At 71.4% G+C, this 19,781-nt stretch carries 14 protein-coding genes and 1 pseudogene; 5 read left to right on the plus strand and 10 right to left on the minus strand.

Annotated elements, in window-relative coordinates:
• The first annotated feature begins 52 nt into the window (after window positions 1–52).
• Window positions 53–2,665 carry a helicase-associated domain-containing protein gene (locus tag MMA15_RS11330; protein ID WP_241058978.1) on the plus strand — a complete coding sequence of 871 codons (2,613 nt, stop codon included), beginning with the start codon at window positions 53–55 and terminating at the stop codon, window positions 2,663–2,665.
• A 98-nt stretch (window positions 2,666–2,763) separates the two neighbouring features.
• Here the strand turns inward: MMA15_RS11330 and MMA15_RS11335 are convergent, their stop codons facing one another.
• Entirely contained in the window at window positions 2,764–3,729 is a 966-nt protein-coding gene (locus tag MMA15_RS11335) for a GlxA family transcriptional regulator (RefSeq protein WP_241058979.1), read from the minus strand.
• 120 nt (window positions 3,730–3,849) lie between these two features.
• Here MMA15_RS11335 and MMA15_RS11340 point away from each other — a divergent pair, with 120 nt between their 5' ends.
• Complete coding sequence (locus tag MMA15_RS11340; protein ID WP_241058980.1) at window positions 3,850–4,398, plus strand: PaaI family thioesterase; 549 nt, start codon at window positions 3,850–3,852, stop codon at window positions 4,396–4,398.
• A 121-nt stretch (window positions 4,399–4,519) separates the two neighbouring features.
• Window positions 4,520–4,849, plus strand: coding sequence for a DUF4326 domain-containing protein (locus MMA15_RS11345; protein ID WP_241058981.1), 330 nt, complete (start codon window positions 4,520–4,522; stop codon window positions 4,847–4,849).
• A 66-nt stretch (window positions 4,850–4,915) separates the two neighbouring features.
• Here MMA15_RS11345 and MMA15_RS11350 read toward each other — a convergent pair whose 3' ends face one another.
• Window positions 4,916–5,407: a hypothetical protein gene (locus MMA15_RS11350; protein ID WP_241058982.1), complete on the minus strand. Its 492-nt coding sequence runs from the start codon at window positions 5,405–5,407 to the stop codon at window positions 4,916–4,918.
• A 223-nt stretch (window positions 5,408–5,630) separates the two neighbouring features.
• Here MMA15_RS11350 and MMA15_RS11355 point away from each other — a divergent pair, with 223 nt between their 5' ends.
• Window positions 5,631–7,319 (plus strand): DNA repair helicase XPB, encoded by a 1,689-nt coding sequence (locus MMA15_RS11355; RefSeq protein ID WP_241058983.1) that lies wholly within the window; start codon window positions 5,631–5,633, stop codon window positions 7,317–7,319.
• A gap of 390 nt (window positions 7,320–7,709) precedes the next feature.
• On the opposite strand, the pseudogene MMA15_RS28650 reads toward MMA15_RS11355, so the two are convergent.
• A pseudogene (locus MMA15_RS28650) lies at window positions 7,710–8,402 on the minus strand (glycosyltransferase 87 family protein); the annotation flags it as partial.
• A 552-nt stretch (window positions 8,403–8,954) separates the two neighbouring features.
• Between MMA15_RS28650 and MMA15_RS11365 the strand changes: the two are divergent.
• Window positions 8,955–11,036: a HelD family protein gene (locus tag MMA15_RS11365; protein ID WP_241058984.1), complete on the plus strand. Its 2,082-nt coding sequence runs from the start codon at window positions 8,955–8,957 to the stop codon at window positions 11,034–11,036.
• Between the two features lie 92 nt (window positions 11,037–11,128).
• Here the strand turns inward: MMA15_RS11365 and MMA15_RS11370 are convergent, their stop codons facing one another.
• From MMA15_RS11370 to MMA15_RS11400, 7 genes are all read right to left on the minus strand, one after another.
• Window positions 11,129–11,689, minus strand: a complete 561-nt coding sequence (locus tag MMA15_RS11370) for a hypothetical protein (protein WP_241058985.1) — start codon at window positions 11,687–11,689, stop codon at window positions 11,129–11,131.
• A 561-nt stretch (window positions 11,690–12,250) separates the two neighbouring features.
• A complete protein-coding gene (locus tag MMA15_RS11375; RefSeq protein ID WP_241058986.1) occupies window positions 12,251–13,741 on the minus strand; it encodes an FGGY-family carbohydrate kinase in 1,491 nt (496 codons plus the stop codon).
• A complete protein-coding gene (locus MMA15_RS11380) occupies window positions 13,738–15,192 on the minus strand; it encodes an L-fucose/L-arabinose isomerase family protein (RefSeq protein WP_241058987.1) in 1,455 nt (484 codons plus the stop codon). Before MMA15_RS11380 ends, MMA15_RS11375 begins: the two co-directional genes overlap by 4 nt.
• Window positions 15,193–15,272: 80 nt before the next feature.
• A complete protein-coding gene (locus MMA15_RS11385; protein ID WP_241058988.1) occupies window positions 15,273–16,082 on the minus strand; it encodes a carbohydrate ABC transporter permease in 810 nt (269 codons plus the stop codon).
• On the minus strand, window positions 16,072–17,049 hold the full coding sequence (locus tag MMA15_RS11390) for a carbohydrate ABC transporter permease (RefSeq protein WP_241058989.1): 978 nt from the start codon (window positions 17,047–17,049) through the stop codon (window positions 16,072–16,074). The genes MMA15_RS11385 and MMA15_RS11390 overlap by 11 nt, the downstream gene beginning before the upstream one ends.
• On the minus strand, window positions 17,046–18,479 hold the full coding sequence (locus MMA15_RS11395; protein ID WP_241058990.1) for an ABC transporter substrate-binding protein: 1,434 nt from the start codon (window positions 18,477–18,479) through the stop codon (window positions 17,046–17,048). The genes MMA15_RS11390 and MMA15_RS11395 overlap by 4 nt, the downstream gene beginning before the upstream one ends.
• A 14-nt stretch (window positions 18,480–18,493) precedes the next feature.
• Window positions 18,494–19,573 carry a glycoside hydrolase family 172 protein gene (locus MMA15_RS11400; RefSeq protein WP_241058991.1) on the minus strand — a complete coding sequence of 360 codons (1,080 nt, stop codon included), beginning with the start codon at window positions 19,571–19,573 and terminating at the stop codon, window positions 18,494–18,496.
• Window positions 19,574–19,781 lie beyond the last annotated feature (208 nt).

Here is a 19,781-nt window from a genome sequence, read left to right on the forward strand (position 1 = left end):
GCCAGGCTCGTCCCCGACGGTACCCTGCGCCGCCCGCGCTAACGTGGGCTGGATGAGCACCGAGCACAGCGGCGGCAGCAGCGCCGCACCCCGTACGCTCGCCGACGATCTGCGCGCACGCGACGACGCGGCGCTCGCCGAGCTGCTGCGCACCCGCCCGGACCTGCTCTCGCCCGTACCCAACGACCTCACGCAGCTCGCCACCCGCGCGGGCACCCGTGCGTCCGTCGTACGCGCGGTGGAGCGGCTGGACCGATTCGCGCTACAGACGGCCGAGGCCATCGCCGTGGCCCCCGACCCTTGCCCTTACGGCACTCTCGAACGGCTCCTCGCGGGCGACGCCCCTGCGGAGACCGCCCATACGGAGGACGCCGCCACGGAGCCAGCTCCCGCCGGTCCCCCGACCGCCGCCGTACGGGAGGCAGTCGCCGCCGAACTGCCGCGTGCCCTGCGCACCCTGCGCGAGCAGGCCCTGCTGTGGGGCGACGACGAGCGGCTCCATCTCGTGCGCACCGCACGGGAGTTGCTCACGCCCTCCCCGTCCGCGCCGTCGCCCACGGGGCTCGGCCCGACCCTCGCCGAGGCCACCGCGGGCATGTCGCCGGGCCGGCTCCAGGACATCCTCGCCCACGCCGGACTGCCCGCCACCCACGACCCGGTGAGCGCGCTCGCGTCGCTGACCGGGCTGTTCGCCGACCGCGACCGCACCGAGGCGCTGCTGGACCACGCCCCGGCCGAGTCGCTGCTGATGCTCGAAAAGCTGCGCTGGGGCCCGCCGTACGGCTCCGTGCAGAGCGATCTGCCCTCGCCGCCGGTGACTTGGCTGCTCGACCGGGGGCTGCTGGTGAGGACCGCGCCGCGCACCGTCGTACTGCCCCGTGAGGTCGCGCTGCACCTGCGCGGCGGCCGTGCGCACCGGGACGTAGAACCCCTCCCTCCGCCGCTGGCGGTGCGACGCGAGTATCCGCAGGAGGCCGTGGACCAGACGGCCGCGGGCCAGGCGCTGGCCGCCCTCGGCACCCTGGAGGACCTGCTGTCCGACTGGGCGGGCGATCCGCCGTCCGTGCTCCGCGCGGGCGGCCTCGGCGTGCGGGACCTCAAACGGACGGCCGCCGTGCTGGACGTGCCCGAGCCGACGGCGGCGTTCTGGGTCGAACTCGCCTACGCCGCGGGCCTGTCCGCCGCCGACGGCGAAGCCGACGAGGGGTACGCGCCCACACCCGCGTACGACGAGTGGCTGGCCAGGCCCGCACACGAACGCTGGTCCCATGTGGTGCTGCGCTGGCTCACCGGGACCCGCGTACCGGGCCTCGTCGGCGGGCGCGACGCCAAGGGACGTGCCCTGTCCGCGCTCGGCCAGGGCCTCGACCGCGGACTCACCGCCGAAGTGCGCCGCCGCACCCTGGAGTTGCTCACCACCCTCGACGGCGGCTCGGCGCCCACCCAGCACTCCGTGCTGGAGCGGCTGCGCTGGGAGCGCCCGCTGCGCGGCAACGGCGGCAACGGCGGGGACGCGGGGACCGGAGGCGGCGGCAGCCGAGGCAACGTCGGTGCTGCGGGCGCCACTTCGGGTGATCTGCGCACACGGCTCGCCGAATGGACCCTGCACGAGGCCGAGTTGCTGGGGCTGACGGGCCGCGGCGCGCTCGCCTCCTACGCACGGGAACTGCTCTTCCCCTGCGGCACCCGCACGCCCGCGGAGCTGGAGGCAGCAGGGGCACGCGCCGCGGACCGGCTCGCACCGCTGCTCCCCGAACCGCTCGACCACATCCTGCTACAGGCCGATCTGACGGCCGTCGCACCCGGCCCGCTGGAGCGCCCGCTCGCCGCCATGCTGGGCGTGCTGGCCGACGTCGAGTCCAAGGGCGGCGCCACCGTCTACCGCTTCACGCCCGGCTCCGTACGGCGCGCCCTCGACGCCGGACGCACCGCGAGCGACATCCACGCCTTTCTCGCCGCGCACTCGCGAACTCCCGTGCCGCAGCCGCTGAGTTACCTCGTCGACGACGTCGCCCGCAGGCACGGCAGGCTGCGGGTGGGCGCCGCCTCCTCATACGTACGCTGCGACGACGACGCCCTGCTGACCGAGATCACCGCCGACCGGCGCTCCGCGCCGCTGCGGCTGCGGCTGCTCGCGCCCACCGTGCTCGCCTCGCCCCTGCCGCCGGACCAACTGCTCGCGAAGCTACGGGAGATGGGCTACGCACCGGCCGCCGAGTCCGCCGAGGGCGATGTGCTGATCGCCCGTACGGACTCCCACCGCACTCCACCGCGCACCCCGCCCGAGCCGGTGCCCGACGGCCCACCGGTGCCGGACGCGGCGCTGCTGGCCGCCGCCGTGCGGGCGATCAGGGCGGGCGACCACGCGGCGACGGCGCCGCGCAGACCGGCCAAGGCGTCCGGGCGCATGACGAAGACTCCCGCGGACCCCGGCGGCTCGCTGCCCCGTACCACGTCGGCGGACACGATCGCCACGATGCGTTCGGCGGCGGTGTCGGGCGACGCGGTGTGGATCGGCTACGTCAACGCCGACGGCGCCGCGAGCCGCCGGGTGATCGCCCCGGTGCGGGTGGAGGGCGGCTTCGTCACGGCGTACGACCACACGGCGGAGGAGATCCGCACCTATCCGCTGCACCGGATCACGGGCGTCGCCGAACTGGCCTGAGCAGGCACGCCCGGACGTCCGAACCGGCGTGAGACCAGGGCGGCATGACGCCCACAGCCTGCGGGGGACTCCCGAACTCCCCTGCCACGCCGACGAGTTCAGCGCCGCGACCGGCGCAGCGCCCCAGCCGTGACACCGGCCCGTTCGCGCAGCAGGACACGCAGCGTATTGGCGTGCTCGTAACCCACCCTGCGGGCGACGGCCTCCAGCGACAGCCCGGTCGTACGCAGCAGATGGGTGGCCTGCTCGACCCGCAGATCCTGCACGAAACGCACCGGCGAGGTCCCGAGGGTGCGCTGGACCGCACGCTGAAGGGTGCGCTCGCTGACGCCCGCCGCAGCGGCGCCCTCCTTGATGGCGACCGGCTCCCCGAGGTGCAGCCGGGCCCAGCGTTCGAAGGCCGCGACGACGGGGTCGCTCTGCGCCAGCGCGCTGGGGATCGTGTACGCCGACTGTGAAGGCCGCTCGTCGACGACCAGATAGCGGGCGACGAGATCCGCGAGCGCGGGGCTGGTCATGCGGACTACCGCCAGCGCGAGATCTACGTGCCCGAAGGCGGCGCCCGCCGTCGTCACCCCCCGCGAGGAGGTGACCATGCTGGTCTCCTCCAGTACGACGGCCGGGTAGCGCTTGCGGAAGACGGGCGCGAGCCACCAACTGGTCGTCGCCCGGCGCCCGTCGAGCACTCCCGACTCGGCCAGCAGGAAGGTCCCCGTACACGCGGACGCGACGGGTACACCTCTGCTCCTCGTCTCACGCACCAGCCGGCGGGCGGACGCCGACTCGGGCCCCGAGACATGCGCGGTCAGCGCCTCCGGTCCGCGCTCCGCGAGCGCGGGCACCAGCAGCAGCCCGGCGTCCTCCGCCGCCGACACGGGTCGCGTGGTGACCGTGTGCCCGGCGCCCGTACGGACCCTGCGCCGGAAACCCACCGTCGTGACCCGCCGGGCGGGCGGGGGCTGCGGCAGTTCGCCGCGCATGGAGTCAGCGGCGGCCAGCACGTCGAGGATCGAGGACAGCCCGGTGTCGAAGACCCCGTCGTAGGCGAGCACAGCGATGTCCATGTCGGAAGCGGTATCGGAGGTGTCGTTCACGACACTGGGAACGGCCGTGCCGCGACCGTAGGTTCGCTGCGTACGCCCGGATTCACCGCGTACGCACACCCACGACGAGGGAGCACAGCCATGTCCCGACCCGAAGCCGCGCCGACCGCGACGGCGACCGGAACGTCCATCGATCCGGCCGGTACGCGCTCACGCACCCACACCTGGGAACGCCCCACGTCATACGCGGACGCGGGCGGGCGCTCCGGTCTCGAACTGCTGCGTCTCGGTCTGGAAGGCGGCCTCCCCCAGGCACCGATCTGCGGCACCCTCGGCTTCAGACTCGTAGAGGTGGACGAGGGCCGCGTGGCCTTCGAGGGCGAACCGGGCGAGCATCTGCTGAACCCCATGGGCACGGTCCACGGCGGCTTCCTGGCCACACTCCTGGACTCCGCCCTCGGCTCCTCCGTGATGAGCACGCTCCCCGCGGGACGGGCGTACACCACGGTCCAGCTAGGAGTGAACCTGGTGCGCCCGGTGTTCGGCGACACCCCCGCACTGCGCTGCGAGGGCACCGCCGTCCATGTGGGACGTACGACCGCCACGGCAGAGGCACGGGTGACGGGCGCGACCGACGGCCGCCTCTACGCACACGGCACCACCACGTGTGCGGTCTTCACGCTCCCGTGACACCGCGAGCAGGCGGCACCCGCCCCCTGAACAGGCACGAGAGCGGAGGCAGAGACGGAAACGGAAACCGAGGCGACGGCCGGATCAGAAGCAGGAGCCGAAGCAGAAGCAGGGAAAGCACATGAGCGACGGAATCCCGGCCACGACGGTGGTCAACCTCAAGGGCCACCGCGACGACCCGGCCTACGCCGACGTCGTCTACGTCGGCCGTCCCATGCACCGCGGCGGATGGCACCTGGAGGGCTCGCCGCTGGCGAGCCCCTTCCGGCCCGGCCGGGACGGCACACGGGCAGAGGTGCTGGAGAAATACCGTGAGCATCTGCTGGGCCGCGAAGACCTGCTGGCCCTGCTGCCGGGGCTTCGCGGACGCAGACTCGGCTGCTGGTGCGTCCCCGAGCCGTGCCACGCACAGGTGATCGCGGAACTCGCGGACGCGGGGACCGCCCCCTGACGCGAAGCGCGGGGACCGTCCCCTGCTGAGGGGCGCGGGCGAACATCCCTGAGCGTGCTGGGCGGTTCAGCCGCGGGAGGCGCCCGCCGGCCACACGACGTCGACGGCGAGCCCGGCGCTGCGCGCCCCGGCGACGACGTCCGCCGTCGTGCCCGCCTTCTCCTCCGAGCCCGGCTGGCCGTCCCAGATGGCGACCAGCCGGTCGGCGCGTTCCAGGAGCACCGCGTTCGCGGCCTCGTATGCCTTGCGGTCGGCGTTGGCGTACGGCAGCACGATCACCTCGTCGGCCGCGGCGGTGAGGCGGTCGTAGGTCTCTGCGTGTTCCGGTTTCACCGTGGCCTGCCGGTAGTCGCGGCTGGGCAGCACGGCCACCAGCCGTCCGCCCGCGGCGAGCACCGACTCCGCGAAGAGCGAGTCCGCGCCCGCGGCCACACATGACAGACCCACCAGTCCGGAGGGCTCGAACATCCGCAGCAGCCGCTCCAGTTCCGCCCGTACCAGCGGCACCGTCTCCTCGGACAGCTCCATGTGCCCGGTTACCGCAACTTTCGTCGCCATCCCGGTCGCTCTCCTTCGTCAGTTCCGTTCAACGCGCCCTCGGATACGGTCACGCATCTCATACGGACCACTACACCTTGTGTCCGGACGTATAACCGTATAGGCGCTTGGACTTCATGCGTGGCCACACGCACGGCAGGCGCCCGTGTGGACCCATGGGGCACACTGGACGTTTGACCCGGACGCACCCGAACGGGCGGGGCTCGAGACGGAGGAACGACGCGTGAACGGTGGCCCGCTGATCGTCCAGAGCGACAAGACGCTGCTGCTGGAGGTCGACCACGAACAGGCCGACGAGTGCCGCCGCGCCATCGCCCCCTTCGCCGAGCTGGAGAGGGCGCCCGAGCACATCCACACGTACCGGCTCACACCGCTCGGCCTGTGGAACGCCCGTGCCGCCGGGCACGACGCCGAGCAGGTCGTGGACGCGCTCGTCGCGCACGCCCGCTACCCGGTGCCGCACGCGCTCCTCGTCGACGTCGCCGAGACCATGGCCCGCTACGGGCGGCTGCGGCTGCTGAAGCACCCCACGCACGGGCTGGTCCTGGAGAGCAGCGACCGGCCGGTTCTGGAAGAGGTGCTGCGGTCGAAGAAGATCCAGCCGCTCGTCGGGGCGCGCATCGACGAGGACACCGTCGTCGTGCATCCCTCCGAGCGCGGCCAGATCAAGCAGGTGCTGCTGAAGCTGGGCTGGCCCGCGGAGGACCTGGCGGGCTACGTGGACGGCGAGGCGCATCCCGTGGCCCTCGACGAGGACGGCTGGTCGATGCGCCCGTACCAGCGGCAGGCCGTGGACGGCTTCTGGCACGGCGGCTCCGGCGTCGTCGTGCTGCCGTGCGGCGCGGGCAAGACGCTGGTGGGCGCCGGTGCGATGGCCCAGGCGCAGGCCACGACGCTGATCCTGGTCACCAACACGGTCGCGGCACGGCAGTGGAAGTCGGAGCTGGTGCGCCGCACGTCGCTCACCGAGGACGAGATCGGGGAGTACAGCGGCACCAGGAAGGAGATCCGGCCGGTCACCATCGCCACGTACCAAGTGGTGACGGTGAGGCGGAAGGGCATCTATCCGCATCTGGAGCTGTTCGACTCCCGCGACTGGGGCCTGATCATCTACGACGAGGTGCACCTGCTGCCGGCGCCCGTCTTCAAGTTCACCGCCGATCTCCAGGCGCGGCGCCGCCTCGGCCTGACCGCGACGCTCGTACGGGAGGACGGCCGCGAGTCGGACGTCTTCTCGCTCATCGGCCCGAAGCGTTTCGACGCCCCGTGGAAGGAGATCGAGACGCAGGGCTACATCGCGCCCGCGGACTGCGTGGAGGTGCGGGTGAGCCTCACCGACTCCGAGCGGCTGGCGTATGCGACGGCCGAGACGGAGGAGAAGTACCGCTTCTGCGCCACGACCGGCAGCAAGCGCCGCGTCACCGAGGAGCTGGTGCGGCGGCACGAGGGCCAGCAGACGCTGGTGATCGGGCAGTACATCGACCAGCTCGACGAACTCGGCGAGCACATCGGCGCGCCCGTCATCAAGGGCGACACCAGCAACAAGCAGCGCGAGAAGCTCTTCGAGGCCTTCCGCCAGGGCGAGTTGAGCACCCTGGTCGTCTCCAAGGTCGCCAACTTCTCCGTCGATCTGCCGGAGGCGACCGTCGCCATCCAGGTATCGGGGACGTTCGGGTCACGGCAGGAGGAGGCACAGCGGCTGGGCCGCATCCTGCGCCCCAAGGCGGACGGGCACGAGGCGCGCTTCTACTCCGTCGTCGCCCGGGACACCATCGACCAGGACTTCGCCGCCCACCGGCAGCGCTTCCTCGCCGAACAGGGCTACGCCTACCGCATCGTCGACTCCCACGACCTGCTGACGGCCCAGCCGGAAGCCGCCCCCGACGCGGCCCCGGAGAGCGAGACCGAGTAGCAGCGGACGGCAGCCGCCGCCAGCAGCGCCAGCGTCAGCAGCGCGTAAGGCGAGGCGAGCGGCTGGAGCCACCATCCGAGTCGCAGGTCGTCCGCGCCCTGCTTCGGTACGAGCCACAGCGTGCGCGCCGAGAAGACCGCCGCCAGGGCGAGCACCACGCCCTGGCCCGCTCCGGCCCGCGCCCGCTCGGCGGCCAGCAGCACCAGCAGCGGCACGCACCACACCCAGTGGTGGGACCAGCTGATCGGGGAGACGAGCAGCGCCGTGAACGCGCTGACCATCACCGACCACCCGGGCCGCCCCTGACGCACATGCACCCGCCGGGCCAGCAGCAGCCCGCCCGGCGGCGGCGGCAGCGGCCGGGAGCACCCAGAGCATCCCGGGGTCGGCGGTGTGCGCGAGGCGGGCGACGAGGCCCTGGAGCGACTGGTTGTCGACGATCCACACCTTGCCGACCCTCGCCGTCTCGAAGATCCGCCGGGTGAAGAACTCCCAGCTCGCGGACGGCAGTACGAGCGCTCCCGCCAGTACCGTCCCGGCGAATCCCGCGAGCGCGGTGAGGCCCGCCCGTACCCGCCCGGTCAGCAGCAGATGGACGGCGAAGACGGCGGGTGTGAGCTTGATTCCGGAGGCGATGCCGACGGCCAGGCCCTTGGCGCGTGCACCGTCGGGGCGCCCCAGGTCCCACAGGACCAGGCAGACGAGCAGCAGATTGATCTGGCCGAAGACGAGCGTCTGGAAGACGGGCTCCAGCCACAGCGCGGCGGCGGTGGCGGCGAGCACCACGGCAGTACGGCTGCGAAGGCCGGTGCCCCGTACGTTCCATGGGGCGCGTCCATCGCCCTGGGCGTCCTCCGCCAGGCGCAGGGAGAGATGGACGAGAAGGGCGAGGAGGGCCGTGTTGCCGACGAGGAACGCCGCCTTGGCGACGGCCGTCGGGAGCCACGCCGCCGGTACGAACAGCAGCGCGGCGAACGGCGGGTAGGTCGCCGGGAGGTTCCAGGCCGTGACCGTGAAGCCGTAGAGATCGCCGCCCCCGGCGACGGCGGCGCCCTCGGCCCGGTAGACCAGAAGGTCGGCCATCGGGCAGCGCTGCACCAGGCAGAGCGCGGCCAGCGCCGCCAGCGAGAGCGTGAGCAGCGCGGCGGCGGCGGAGGGCAGGCGCCAGTCGCCGGTGCGGTCGCCGGTCTTCCGATCGCCCGTCTTCCGGTCGCCGGTCGTTGCGTCGTCACTCGTGCCCTTGTGTCCAGCTCGTGCGTCCGGCCGCCGTGTCACCTGTGCCGCTCTCCCTTCCGATGGTGTCCGCCCCGTGGCTGAAGCCCGTACTCGATGCGGTACTCGATGCCGTGCTCGACGCGGGGCTCCATGCCGTACTCCAAGTCCGTGCGGGAGACCCGTAGCCGAGATCCCTGCGGGCGATCCGTCCATGCAGTCCGTCTGTGCAGTCCGTACGCGGACCGGTGCGCGGAAAATCCGTTGGCCCGGCTCCGCCCGGCGGGGCTAGGCTTTCGCGTCTGCCGCCTCCCGCCTCCAGGTCCGGGGGGACCCCGACCGCTCGGAAACCGGTCGGCCTTCCTTCCGCACCCGTACACACCCGCGCTTCGCGCATGCCGCGTCGCGTCCGGAGGCAACGCCGTGTCCGCCCCTGCCCACTCCAGCCACACCCGCAACCCCCTCGACGACGAACGGGCCCATCTGGCCGCTTCCCGCGCCGCTCTGCGTGCCATGCGCGCGGACGCCGAAGCTCTCGACATCACCGACGTCGCGGCCAACTGGGTCAACGCCGAGGTGCTCCGCTCCGAACTCGACGCGCGCATCAGATCCCTCGCCGACCTCGCGCACACTCCGCTGTTCTTCGGCCGCCTCGACTACGTACCGGACCGGACCTTCTATATCGGCCGCCGCCATGTGCACGACGCGGAGGGCGACCCGATGGTCGTCGACTGGCGGGCGCCGGTCTCCCAGCCCTTCTACCGCGCGTCGAAGAAGGACCCGCAGGACGTCGCGATGCGCCGCCGCTTCGGCTACGCGGGCGGCGAGCTGACCGCGTACGAGGACGAGCATCTGACCGACCCCGCCGAGGCCGAGACCGTCTCCCGGCTGCTCCAGGCGGAGATCGAGCGCCCCCGCGTGGGGCCCATGCGGGACATCGTGGCGACGATCCAGCCCGAGCAGGACGAGATCGTACGAGCGGGGATCGAGGGTTCGCTGTGTGTGCAGGGCGCGCCCGGCACCGGCAAGACGGCCGTGGGCCTGCACCGCGTCGCCTATCTGCTCTACACCCATCGCGAGCGGCTGGCCCGTACCGGCACCCTCGTCGTCGGGCCCAACTCCTCCTTCCTGCGCTACATCGAGCAGGTGCTGCCCGCGCTCGGCGAGATGTCCGTACGGCAGGCGACCGTCGCGGAGCTGGTCTCACACGTACCGGTCCGCGGTGAGGACACCGCCGTGGCCGCGCACATCAAGGGCGACGCGAGGATGGCGGAGGTGCTGCGCCGTGCGGTGCGTTCCGGGGTGAGCATGCCGCAGGAGCCGTGCGTGGTGGTGCGAGGGTCCCGGCGCTGGCGGGTCCCCGCGCATGAACTGGCGGGTCTTATCGAGGAGTTGCTGGCCCGCGACATGCGGTACGGGGCTGCGCGCGAGGCCCTGCCGCAGCGCATCGCGCACGCGGTGCTGGTGCGCATGGAGCAGGCGGGCGAGGCACCCGACGACCGGGTGCAGGACGCGGTGGCGCGGAACGCGGCGGTGAAGGCCGTGGTGAAGGCGTGCTGGCCTGTGGTGGACCCGGCGAAGCTGGTGCTGCGGCTGCTGTCCGACGCGAATTTCCTCGCCGAGCAGGCCGACGGCATCCTCACCGAGGAGGAACAGAAGGCGGTGCTGTGGGCCAAGCCCCCGCGAGGGGTGGGATCGGCGCGCTGGTCGGCGGCCGACGCCGTGCTGGTGGACGAGGTCGACGACCTTGTGAGCCGGACGAGTTCGCTGGGGCACGTGGTGCTGGACGAGGCACAGGATCTGTCGCCGATGCAGTACCGGGCGGTGGGCCGTCGCTGCTCCACCGGCTCCGTCACGGTCCTCGGCGACATCGCACAGGGCACCACGCCCTGGGCCACGGCGAGTTGGGAGGAGGCGCTGCGCCACCTGGGCAAACCGGCCGCCGCCGTCGAGGAGTTGACCCTGGGCTTCCGTGTGCCGCGTCAGGTCATCGCCTATGCCTCCCGGCTGCTGCCGCAGATCGCCCCTGAGCTGAAGGAGGCCACGTCGGTGCGGGAGTCTCCTGGAGACTTCTCCGTACGGGCCTGTGCGCGCGGCGAGTTGGACGAGGCGGTCGTAGAGGCGTGCCGCGCGTCCCTGCGGCACGAGGGCTCCATCGGGCTGATCGGCGCCGGTGACCGGCTGCCCGCGCTGGCCCGTGCGCTGGAGGACGCGGGGCTGTCGTATCTCGCGCCGGGTACGGAGACCAGCGAGGGCTCCCGTCTCACCCTCGTACCGGCGGCGCTGGCCAAGGGCCTGGAGTACGACTACGTGGTGCTGGACGAGCCCGCCGCGATCGCCGCCGCCGAGCCGGACACCCGTACGGGGCTGCGCCGGCTCTACGTATGCCTCACCCGTGCGGTCTCGGGGCTCACGGTGCTGCACGCCGAGCCGCTTCCGGAGGCGCTGGCGGAGCCGTACGGGGCGGAGGAGACGACCGGGGCGGCCGAGGCAGCGGGGGCGTGAGCGCTGCCGACTCGAACTTTGGACTGCCGCAACTGACGCCGCCGCGGGCGTAGTCGACGGAACGCGGGCGTGCCGCCCCGAGCGACGCGTGATCAGCCGAGCTGGCGTATGAAGGCGATCACGAACAGCACACCGGCAACGCCGCTCGCCAGGACCGTCGGCAGCGCCCACCACGGCCTGCGCTCTCCGCGCAGTGGTGCCGTCGTACGCCGGTGCAGCTCGGCGACCCCGTACAGCAGGGCCGTGGCGGCGAAGGCGAAGGGCGTGCCCGCGGCGAAGTGCGCGAGCCAGGCGCCGGTGCGGCTGGGGCCGCCCCAGGAGTCGCCGTAGGGGCCGTGGTCCACGAAGCCGTAGAAGAGCCCACGGACGACGGAGAGCACGAGCACGCCGGAGAGCACCCACGCCAAGGCGCCGAGCAGCACGGTGAGCAGCGCGTGTCCCGCGAGCCGCCACGCGACGGTGGGTGCCGGTTCCTCCGGCGGTTCCTGCGGTTCGCCCGCTTTCCGCTCCGGTGCTTCCGGCTCCGGCGCTTGCAGCGGGAGGGCGCGCGGTTCAGGTTCCGCACACAGCGCTCTGCGAGCCGTCCAGGGCCGTCCGGCACAGGCCGCCACGAGGGCGCCCAGCCCGGCGGGCAGCAGTGCGACGGCCTCCAACAGACGCCGCCAGACTGGAAGTCGAGAGCCCGCCGCCCCGTCGGCGCCCTGCGAAGGGGAGGGCGCCGACGGCGGCACCGCTGGGGGGACCGGGGGCGGACCGGACGGTGCCGTTGGGGAGTCGGGCGGCGTGTTCACGTCTGGACGCTAGAGCCGGACACGCCTGCTACGCGTCACTCGCCGGAGCCATTCCAGGCCCCTACCGGGGTAGTACGTGGCGCCCGGGCCCCGGAAGCCCCGAGCGCGGTCGCCAACTGTCGGGTCCACGTTGCCCGTTGCGAACGGTGCCCGAGCCCACTGCCAATGCCCGACGCCCGGGGCCCGACACCCGATGCGTGACGCTGGGGCCCTCCTCCCGGCGCCCGTCATCCGTTGACGGTTTGCTGCTGACCGCTTGGCGTTGGCCGCTTGACGTTATCTGTCATCTGTCATCTGCCAGCCGATATCTGTCATCTGTCAGCGGCTATCTGTCATCTGCCAGCGGTTGTCCGTCAGCCGTCAGCCGCTCTCCGCGATCTGTCACCCGCCACCCGTCACGCGCCTCCCGACACCCGACACCCCTCACCCGTCGGCGTGCTGCCGTGCCGCCAGCGCGTGCACCGTTTCGCGCGTCGAGGGATACAGGCCGAGATAGTGCTCGTACAGCTCGTCGTAGACGCGGGAGCGCTCAGGGTCCGGTACGACGGTGGAGCGGTGCGGATTCCAGTCCGCGATGTCTTCGCGACGTGCGAGGCCCGTGCCGACCGCCGCCAGGAACGCGTCGCCGTGTGCCGCGCCGACGGTGTGCCGCGGCACGGACTGCTCCAGCCCCGTGACGTCCGTGACGATCTGCGTCCACAGGTCACGCGCACCGCCGCCGACCGCCACCAGCCGCCGCAGATCGCCGCCCGCCTCGCGCATGGCGGCGAGATTGTGCCGTACGCCGAAGGCCGTGGCCTCCAGCGCCGCCCGGTAGAGATGGGCGCGGCCGTGCCGCAGCGTCAGACCGGCGACCACGCCACGCGCGTCGGGGTCGAAGACCGGCGTGCGTTCGCCCGCGAAGTACGGCAGCATCAGCAGCCCTTCGGCGCCGGGCGGCAGCGCCGCGGCCTCCTGGGTGAGCGTGCCGTAGTCAGCGCCGGTCAGATCGCGGAGCCATGCCGTGATCGCACCGGAGGTGGCCATGCCCGCCGCGAGGCAGTAGGTGCCCTCGTACGCCCCGGCCGTCGACCACAGCCGTACGTCCGGCACGGGTTCGCCGACCACGTCGACCAGGAACATCGTCGTCCCGTACATCAGCATCAGATCGCCGGGCGAGGTCGCTCCGGCGGACGCCGACTCCGCCCATGCGTCGACGGTGCCCGCCACGACGGGCGTGCCCGCGGGGATGCCGGTGGCGGTGGCCGCTTCGGCGGTCACCTCGCCCACCACCTCCGCGGGCCAGACGAGTCGAGGCCACTGAAGGCCGGGGGCCACCTCCTCGCACCACTCCTCGATCCAGCCGCCGCCGCGCAGGTCGTGCAGCGGGTCGCACTGGCTGGCCGAGTGGTGGTCGAGCACATAGGCCCCGGTGAGACGGCGCACGAGGTACGAACTCGCCATGTACCAGCGGCGCATACGCCCGTAGACCTCCGGCTCGCGCTGCCGCACCCAGGCGAACTTCGGGCCCAGTGCCTGGCTGGTGAGCGCGGAGCCGCAGCGCCGCATGATCTCGTCCTGGCCGTAACGGGCGGTGAGTTCGGCCACCTGGTCGCCCGCGCGGGTGTCGACGCCGTAGAGGATCGCCGGGCGCAGCGGCTCGTCGGCATCGCCCGCGGGCAGCAGGCAGGGGCCGATGCCGCTGACTCCGACCCCTCCGAGGCGCTCGTTTGCCGGTGCCCCGGCGAGGAGTTCGGCCGCCAGCTCGGTGAAGTCGCGCCACCACACCTGCTCCGCGTCGTGCTCGACCCAGCCGGGGCGCGGGCTCGATGTGGTGTGTTCTCTCACGGCCTGTGCGACGAGGTGTCCGTCGGAGCGGGTGAGCACGCCCTTCGAGCTGGACGTGCCGATGTCGATGCCGAGCAGCAGGGTCACGCCACCGTCCTTTCCCCTCGTGCGTCGCCGAATCCCGCAGCGTCGCCGAATCCGTCGTAGCGGATGCCGAGTTGGGCGCACACGGCGTGCAGCTCGGCGACGTGGTCGCCTGGCACGGCGTGGATGTGGTTGGCGCCGAACTTCGAAAGGAACTCCTCCGCCTGGCAGTTGAGCGATGCGAACGCGTGCGGCCACTCCCATGTCGAGGCCCGCATCATGCGCTCGTTGGTCTCCTCGTCGTAAGTCTCGAAGCCGCCGCGCATCACGTGCATGCGGTACGCGCCGTCGTGCCGGGTCAGCCGTGCGAACGTCATCTCGCCGGGTGCGGCGAGGTGTTGTACGGAAGCGCCTCCCGCCGGGAAGTAGAAGACCTCCGGGTGGAGGCTGACGTGCCGCATGTTCTCGGCGGGGTCGTCGGAGCGTGCCGCGTACCAGGTGGCGTGCTGACCGGAGTTGCACAGGTCCCAGACGTCCTTGTCGGCGTGGTAGTGGCGCACGTCGGCGAAGAGCACCGGGTCGCCGGTGAGCAGCTTCAGTATCTGCATCGTCAAGGCGGCGTCCATGTCGGCCTCGGTGGAGGTGACATGGGTGTCCTTCGGTCCCTCCCAGTCGTAGGGGTCGTTGAGGAACGCCTCGGCGACGTCCATCGTGCAGAAGTTCGCGGTCAGTTCGGGCTGGCCCTTGATCCCGGAGAAGTCCAGGTTCCACTCGTCGATCAGCTCGCGCATCGCGTAGTACGTACGGATCTGCCGCTCCAGGAGCTGCGGGGTGAGGCGGTCGCCGTCGTAGTGGACGGCGGCGGCGTGCTTCTCCAGCCATTCGCGGGCGGCGGTGACGCGCTTCTGGCCGGCGTTCTCGCTGCGGCGTACGACCTCCCACTGGTCGATCTCCTCGACGTCGACGCCGAAGGTCCTCATCCACTGGTCGGTGTTGGCCGTGGCGGTGTACATCCCCATGGGGCGCCCGCCCACGCGCCCGAAGGTGGAGCCGCGCAGGCCCGTCACGGCCGACGCCGCCCTCACATGGGTGAGTATCCGCTCGCGGACGGCCGGGTCCTCCAGGTCGCCCCACGCACGTGCGTGCGTGCGGCCGAGCTGGTCGAGGGCGCCGCCGCCCGCCAGCATGCCGACCATGCCCGGGAATCGGGGATCGATGTTGGCGACGAGCAGCAGCGGGCCCGGCGTCGACTCGGCGGCCAGGGCGGTGAAGTGCGGGAACGTCCACACGGAGTGGTGGAGGATCGTGATGTCCGGATGGCGGTCGGCCACCCAGCGTGCCTGTGAGACGGCGAGGGAGTTGCTGCCGACCTGCTCCGGTGAGACGAACACCTCGTGCCCCGAGTCCCGCAGCACGCCCGCGAGTCGGGCGGCGGACCGCTCCACGTGGTCGTGGACGTCGCGCTGAACGTAGTCGCGGCCGTCGGTGACCGGGAGCAGACCGATGCGTGCCATGGAAATCCTCCAGACGTCGATACGTGGCTGAGTTCTGCGTGCTGCTTCTGTGTGCTGCTTCAAGTGGTGTGCGCTGCCTGCTACTTCAGGCCGGACGTCTTCACGGACTCGACGATCTGCCGCTGGAAGCCGAAGAAGAGGACCAGCATCGGCGCCGCGGCCACCACCGCGGCGGCGAGTATGTAGTTCCAACTGGCCGCGTACTGCGACTGGAACGAGCTGATCGCGAGCTGCACGACCGTGAGGTCCGGGTCGTTGGTGGCGACCAGCGGCCACAGGAAGGAGTTCCAGTTGGCGAGGAAGAAGAAGATCGCCAGGGCGGAGAGTATGGGCTTCGACAGCGGCAGTACGACGGAACGGTAGACGCGCCAGTGGCCGCAGCCGTCGACGATCGCCGCCTCCTCCAGTTCCCGTGGAAGCTGGAGATAGAACTGCCGCAGCAGGAAGATCCCGAACGCGTTGAAGATCGACGGGATGATCAGCCCCGCGTAGCTGTCGAGCATGCCGAGCTGCCGTACGACGACGAACAGCGGGATCAGCACCACGGGCGCGGTGATCAGCAAAGTCGAGAAGATCACCGTGAACAGCGCCTCACGCCCCGGGAACCGCAGTCTCGCCAGCGCGTACGCGGCCATCGAGTGCAGGAACAGCGCCACGACGGTGACGACGGCCGAGACGACGAAGCTGTTCAACAGGTAGCGCGCGAAGGGCACTTCGGTGAAGACGTAGGCGAAGTTGCCGAATGTCACGTCGTGCGGGACCAGCCTGCCGTCGTTGACGTCGTCACGCGGCTTCAGCGAAGCCGTGACCATCCACAGGACGGGGAAGAAGGCCGCCACGGCCAGCACCCCGGTGAGCGCCGTCAGCGCCCAGCGGGCCCTATCGGTCATCGTCGAACCTCCCGCCCCTCGTCGCCTTGAAGATGGCCCCGGAGCAGAGGAGCATCGCCAGCACGAGGACCGTGCCCATGGCGGATGCGTAGCCGTACTCCCCGAAGACGAAGGCCTGTTGGTAGATGTAGAAGATCGCCAGCGAGGTGCTGTTCGCCGGTCCGCCCTCGGTGAGCACGAAGACCAGCTCGAAGCCGCCGGTGATCGCGGCCACCGTCGACATCAGCAGCACGAAGAAGCTGGTCGGCCTCAGCAGCGGCCATGTGATGGTGCGGAACTGCGTCCAGGGCCCGGCGCCGTCGATGCGCGCCGCCTCGTAGTACTCCCTGGGAATCTCCTGGAGACCTGCGAGGAAAATGATCATGTAGTAGCCCATCATCACCCAGACGAAGACGGCGATGACGGAGTAGAGCGCGGTGGAGGGGTCGCCCAGCCAGGAGTGCCCGGCGAAACCGGCCGCCCGCAGGCCCTGGTTCACCACCCCCACCTGGTCGTCGAACATGAACTTCCACAGCAGGCCGACGACGACCAGGCTGATGACGTACGGCAGGAAGAACAGCGTCCGGAAGACGCCGACGCCCGGAACGCGCTGCCGTACCAGCAGCCCCAGCCCCAGGCTCACCACGAACAGCAGCGGCACCAGCACCACCACGTAGACGCCGGTGATGCGCATGGACTCCCAGAACAGCGGATCGTCCATCATGCGCGCGTAGTTGCCGAGGCCGACGAACTCGTACGAGCCGAAGCCGCTGACCTGGAAGAAGCTCAGCACCACGGAGAGCACCATCGGCAGGCCCACGAAGACGGCCAGGCCCAGCGCGTCGGGAGCGATGAAGAGCCCGGCGGCGATCCACTCGCGGTGCCGGCGGCCGAGGCGCCTGCGCGGACCGGGGCCGTCGGCGCCGGGGGCCGCCTTCGCGGTGGTCGGGGCGGCCGCCTGTGACCGGGCCGTGCCGTGCAGGGTCATATCAGGCTCGCCCCCTTGTAGCTGCGCACATACGCCTCGACGGACTGTGCGGCGCGCGCCGCCTCTTCACCGACGTCGCGCCCGGCGAGCATCGAGCCCTGGAGGGCGTCCGACATCGCCTTGTAGACGACGGGCGGATAGCGCGGTTCGGGGCGGCCTCCGGGGAAGACCTCCTCCTTCATGTACTTCATCGCCCAGTCGTCGTAGCCGCCGCGCTCGGTGCCGCGCCGCAGCGCCGACTTGCGCGGCGCGATGTCGCGCTTGGCCTCGATGCACCAGTCCGTGATCCGGTCGACGCACTCGTCCTCCATCGTCCCGAGCGCCCACGCGCAGAACTCGGCCGCGGCCTGCGGATCACGGCCCTTGGCGTTGGCGCAGAACGACCAACCGCCCAGCGCGGTCGTGTACTTGCCGCCCGGCGGAAGCGGATGCTTGAACATCCCGTACTCGAGGTCCGGCGCGAAGGCCTTGAGGCTCGCGATCTCCCAGATGCCGCTGTGCCACATTCCGGCGCGGCCCGCCTTGAAGCCGGAGATCATGTCGTCGCCGGCGGGCGCCGTCGTGGGGGTGATGCCGCTGCGTACGGCGTCCTGCCACAACTGGAGCGCCTGGCGTACGGGACGGGAGTCGACGGTGACGGCGCCGTGCTCGTCGAGGACGTCGCCGCCGCCCAGCCACATCCACGAGTACCAGAGGAAGTTCTGGAGATAGCCGGGAAGGGTCTTCAGCACGAGCCCCGCACGGGTCTTCGTCGTCAACTTCTCGCCCACGTCCAGCAGTCGGTCCCATGTGGTGGGAACGTCGCCCTCGGACAGGCCCGCCTTCTCCCACACGCCCACGTCGTAGAAGACGGCCAGCGGCTCGACCTCCATGGGCAGTGCGTAGACCTTGCCGTCGACCATGCGGCTGTCGAGCGTGTCCGGGTGGTAGTCGTCCAGGGCCCGCCTGTCCATGTACGGGGTGAGGTCGGCGAGCACGCCGCCGTTGTAGTAGCGCAGGAAGTCGCCGGGGCTGGCGAGGAAGATGTCGGGGCCGTCGCCCGCGGCGAAGGCGGTGGGGAGCTTCGAGCCGTTCTGATACGTCGGCGGCGGCATGTACAGCAGCTCGATCTGCCTCTTGTGGGACCGGTTCCACTTCTCCACCAGGTCCGTGAACCACTTGCTCTGCGCGTTCAGCGCCGGGTCCTCGGAGCGCTGCGGTGCGTAGAAGTTCCAGAAGCGCATCGGCCCGTCGTCCGCGCTCGCGCTGCCGCCGCAGCCGGAGGTGACGGCCGCGGCCGCTCCGGCGGCGCCCGCGGCCAGCAGCCGCCGCCGGGTCATCCGGGAGTGCGAAGTCCCCGTCGTGACAGTCGTGTTCGCCGTGCCAGTCGTGTTCGCCGCGCCCGTCGCGCCCGTCGCGCCTGTCGTGCCCGCCGTCTTGCTCGTGTCCATGGCCGCAACTCCCCCTAGTCCACTTCGAGTTCGAGGAGTCCGGGAGTCTCGGGACGCCCGGAGGCGTCCGGCGAGTCCAGATAGAACAGCGCGGTCGAGGCGATGTCGTCGCTCGTCGGCCGGTACCGGTGCCGCAGCCCGTTGCCGTTGCCCGGCCCGATCCCCAGGGACTGCACGGTCACCCGCAGGTCCTCCGAGAAGCGGACGGGGTCGGGGACGTGCCACCGGTACATCCCGAACCGCTGCTGGCTCGCGTAGAGCCCGTCCGGACGCAGGATCTGGTTCAGCCCCAGATACGGCGTGGTGTACGCGGTGTAGCCCTGCCCCTCGACGTCGAAGTTCCAGGCGCCGCCGAAGTAGTCCTCCGTGCCGGTGCCGCAGATCGTCGGGAATTCGCCGTCCCCGTCGAGGTAGAACTTCACCTCGCCCTCGCCCCACCAGCCGGGGCTGTTGGTCCCCCAGGCCAGATACGTCCCCACGTACTGCCCGCGCCCCTCGACGCCCTCCAGCAGCGTGTGCGTCTCCCCGTACGGAACGGGCCTGCTGCGCCGCCAATGGGCGTGCAGGAAGCAGGAGTCGGCGGGCACGTCGCCCGACTCGTAGTCGATCTGGTAGTAGAGGACGACCGTCTCGGCGGAGAGGTTCTCCAGCGTGAGGCGGGCGCGCTCGTAGAAGGGCATCGGCCAGTACGAGTTGAAGCCGCCGTTCGGATTCGCGGCGACGAGCTGCGACGAGACCTGGCTGAAGACGTTCCAGCCGTTGCAGAAGAAGTCGCCGAGCGGCACCTCGACCGCGGGCTGCGCGGCACCGTCCCAGTACGCACGCAGCAGAGTGCCGCGCCAGGCCCGGTGGGGCGCCGTGGTGCACCAGATGTGCCGCACCGTGCCCGGCCCGGCGATGTCGGCCAGCTCGGCCGTCTCACCGGGGGCGATCTCGATGCTGGGCGAGATCTTCCAGCCCCGGCCCAGGCCACCGGCGGCTTGTGCGCCGGTACCCTCGGTGGCCCGGCCGCCCGCGCCCTTGGCGCCGGTGAAGTTCTCCGGACTGACGGAGCGGGTGATCTTGTCCGAACGCCTGGCCAACTCGTCGAGCATGGACACTCCGTGGGTCGAAAGCGCGGGGGTGGCGATAGGGGATCAGGGTGAAATCGATTTCTTCACTTGCCGTTCGAGGGCCGTGCTCATCGAGGGGAGCAGAGGGGGACGACGGCGGCAGGGGACGTCGGATGGGCAGAGCTCAACAGGTGTGCTCGCGGCTCCTGTTGAAATCCATTTCACGCGAACGTAGGGTTCACCGCAGAAG

Origin of the sequence: Streptomyces marispadix (genome assembly GCF_022524345.1) — a bacterium.
GTDB classification, from domain to species: Bacteria; Actinomycetota; Actinomycetes; order Streptomycetales; family Streptomycetaceae; genus Streptomyces; species Streptomyces marispadix.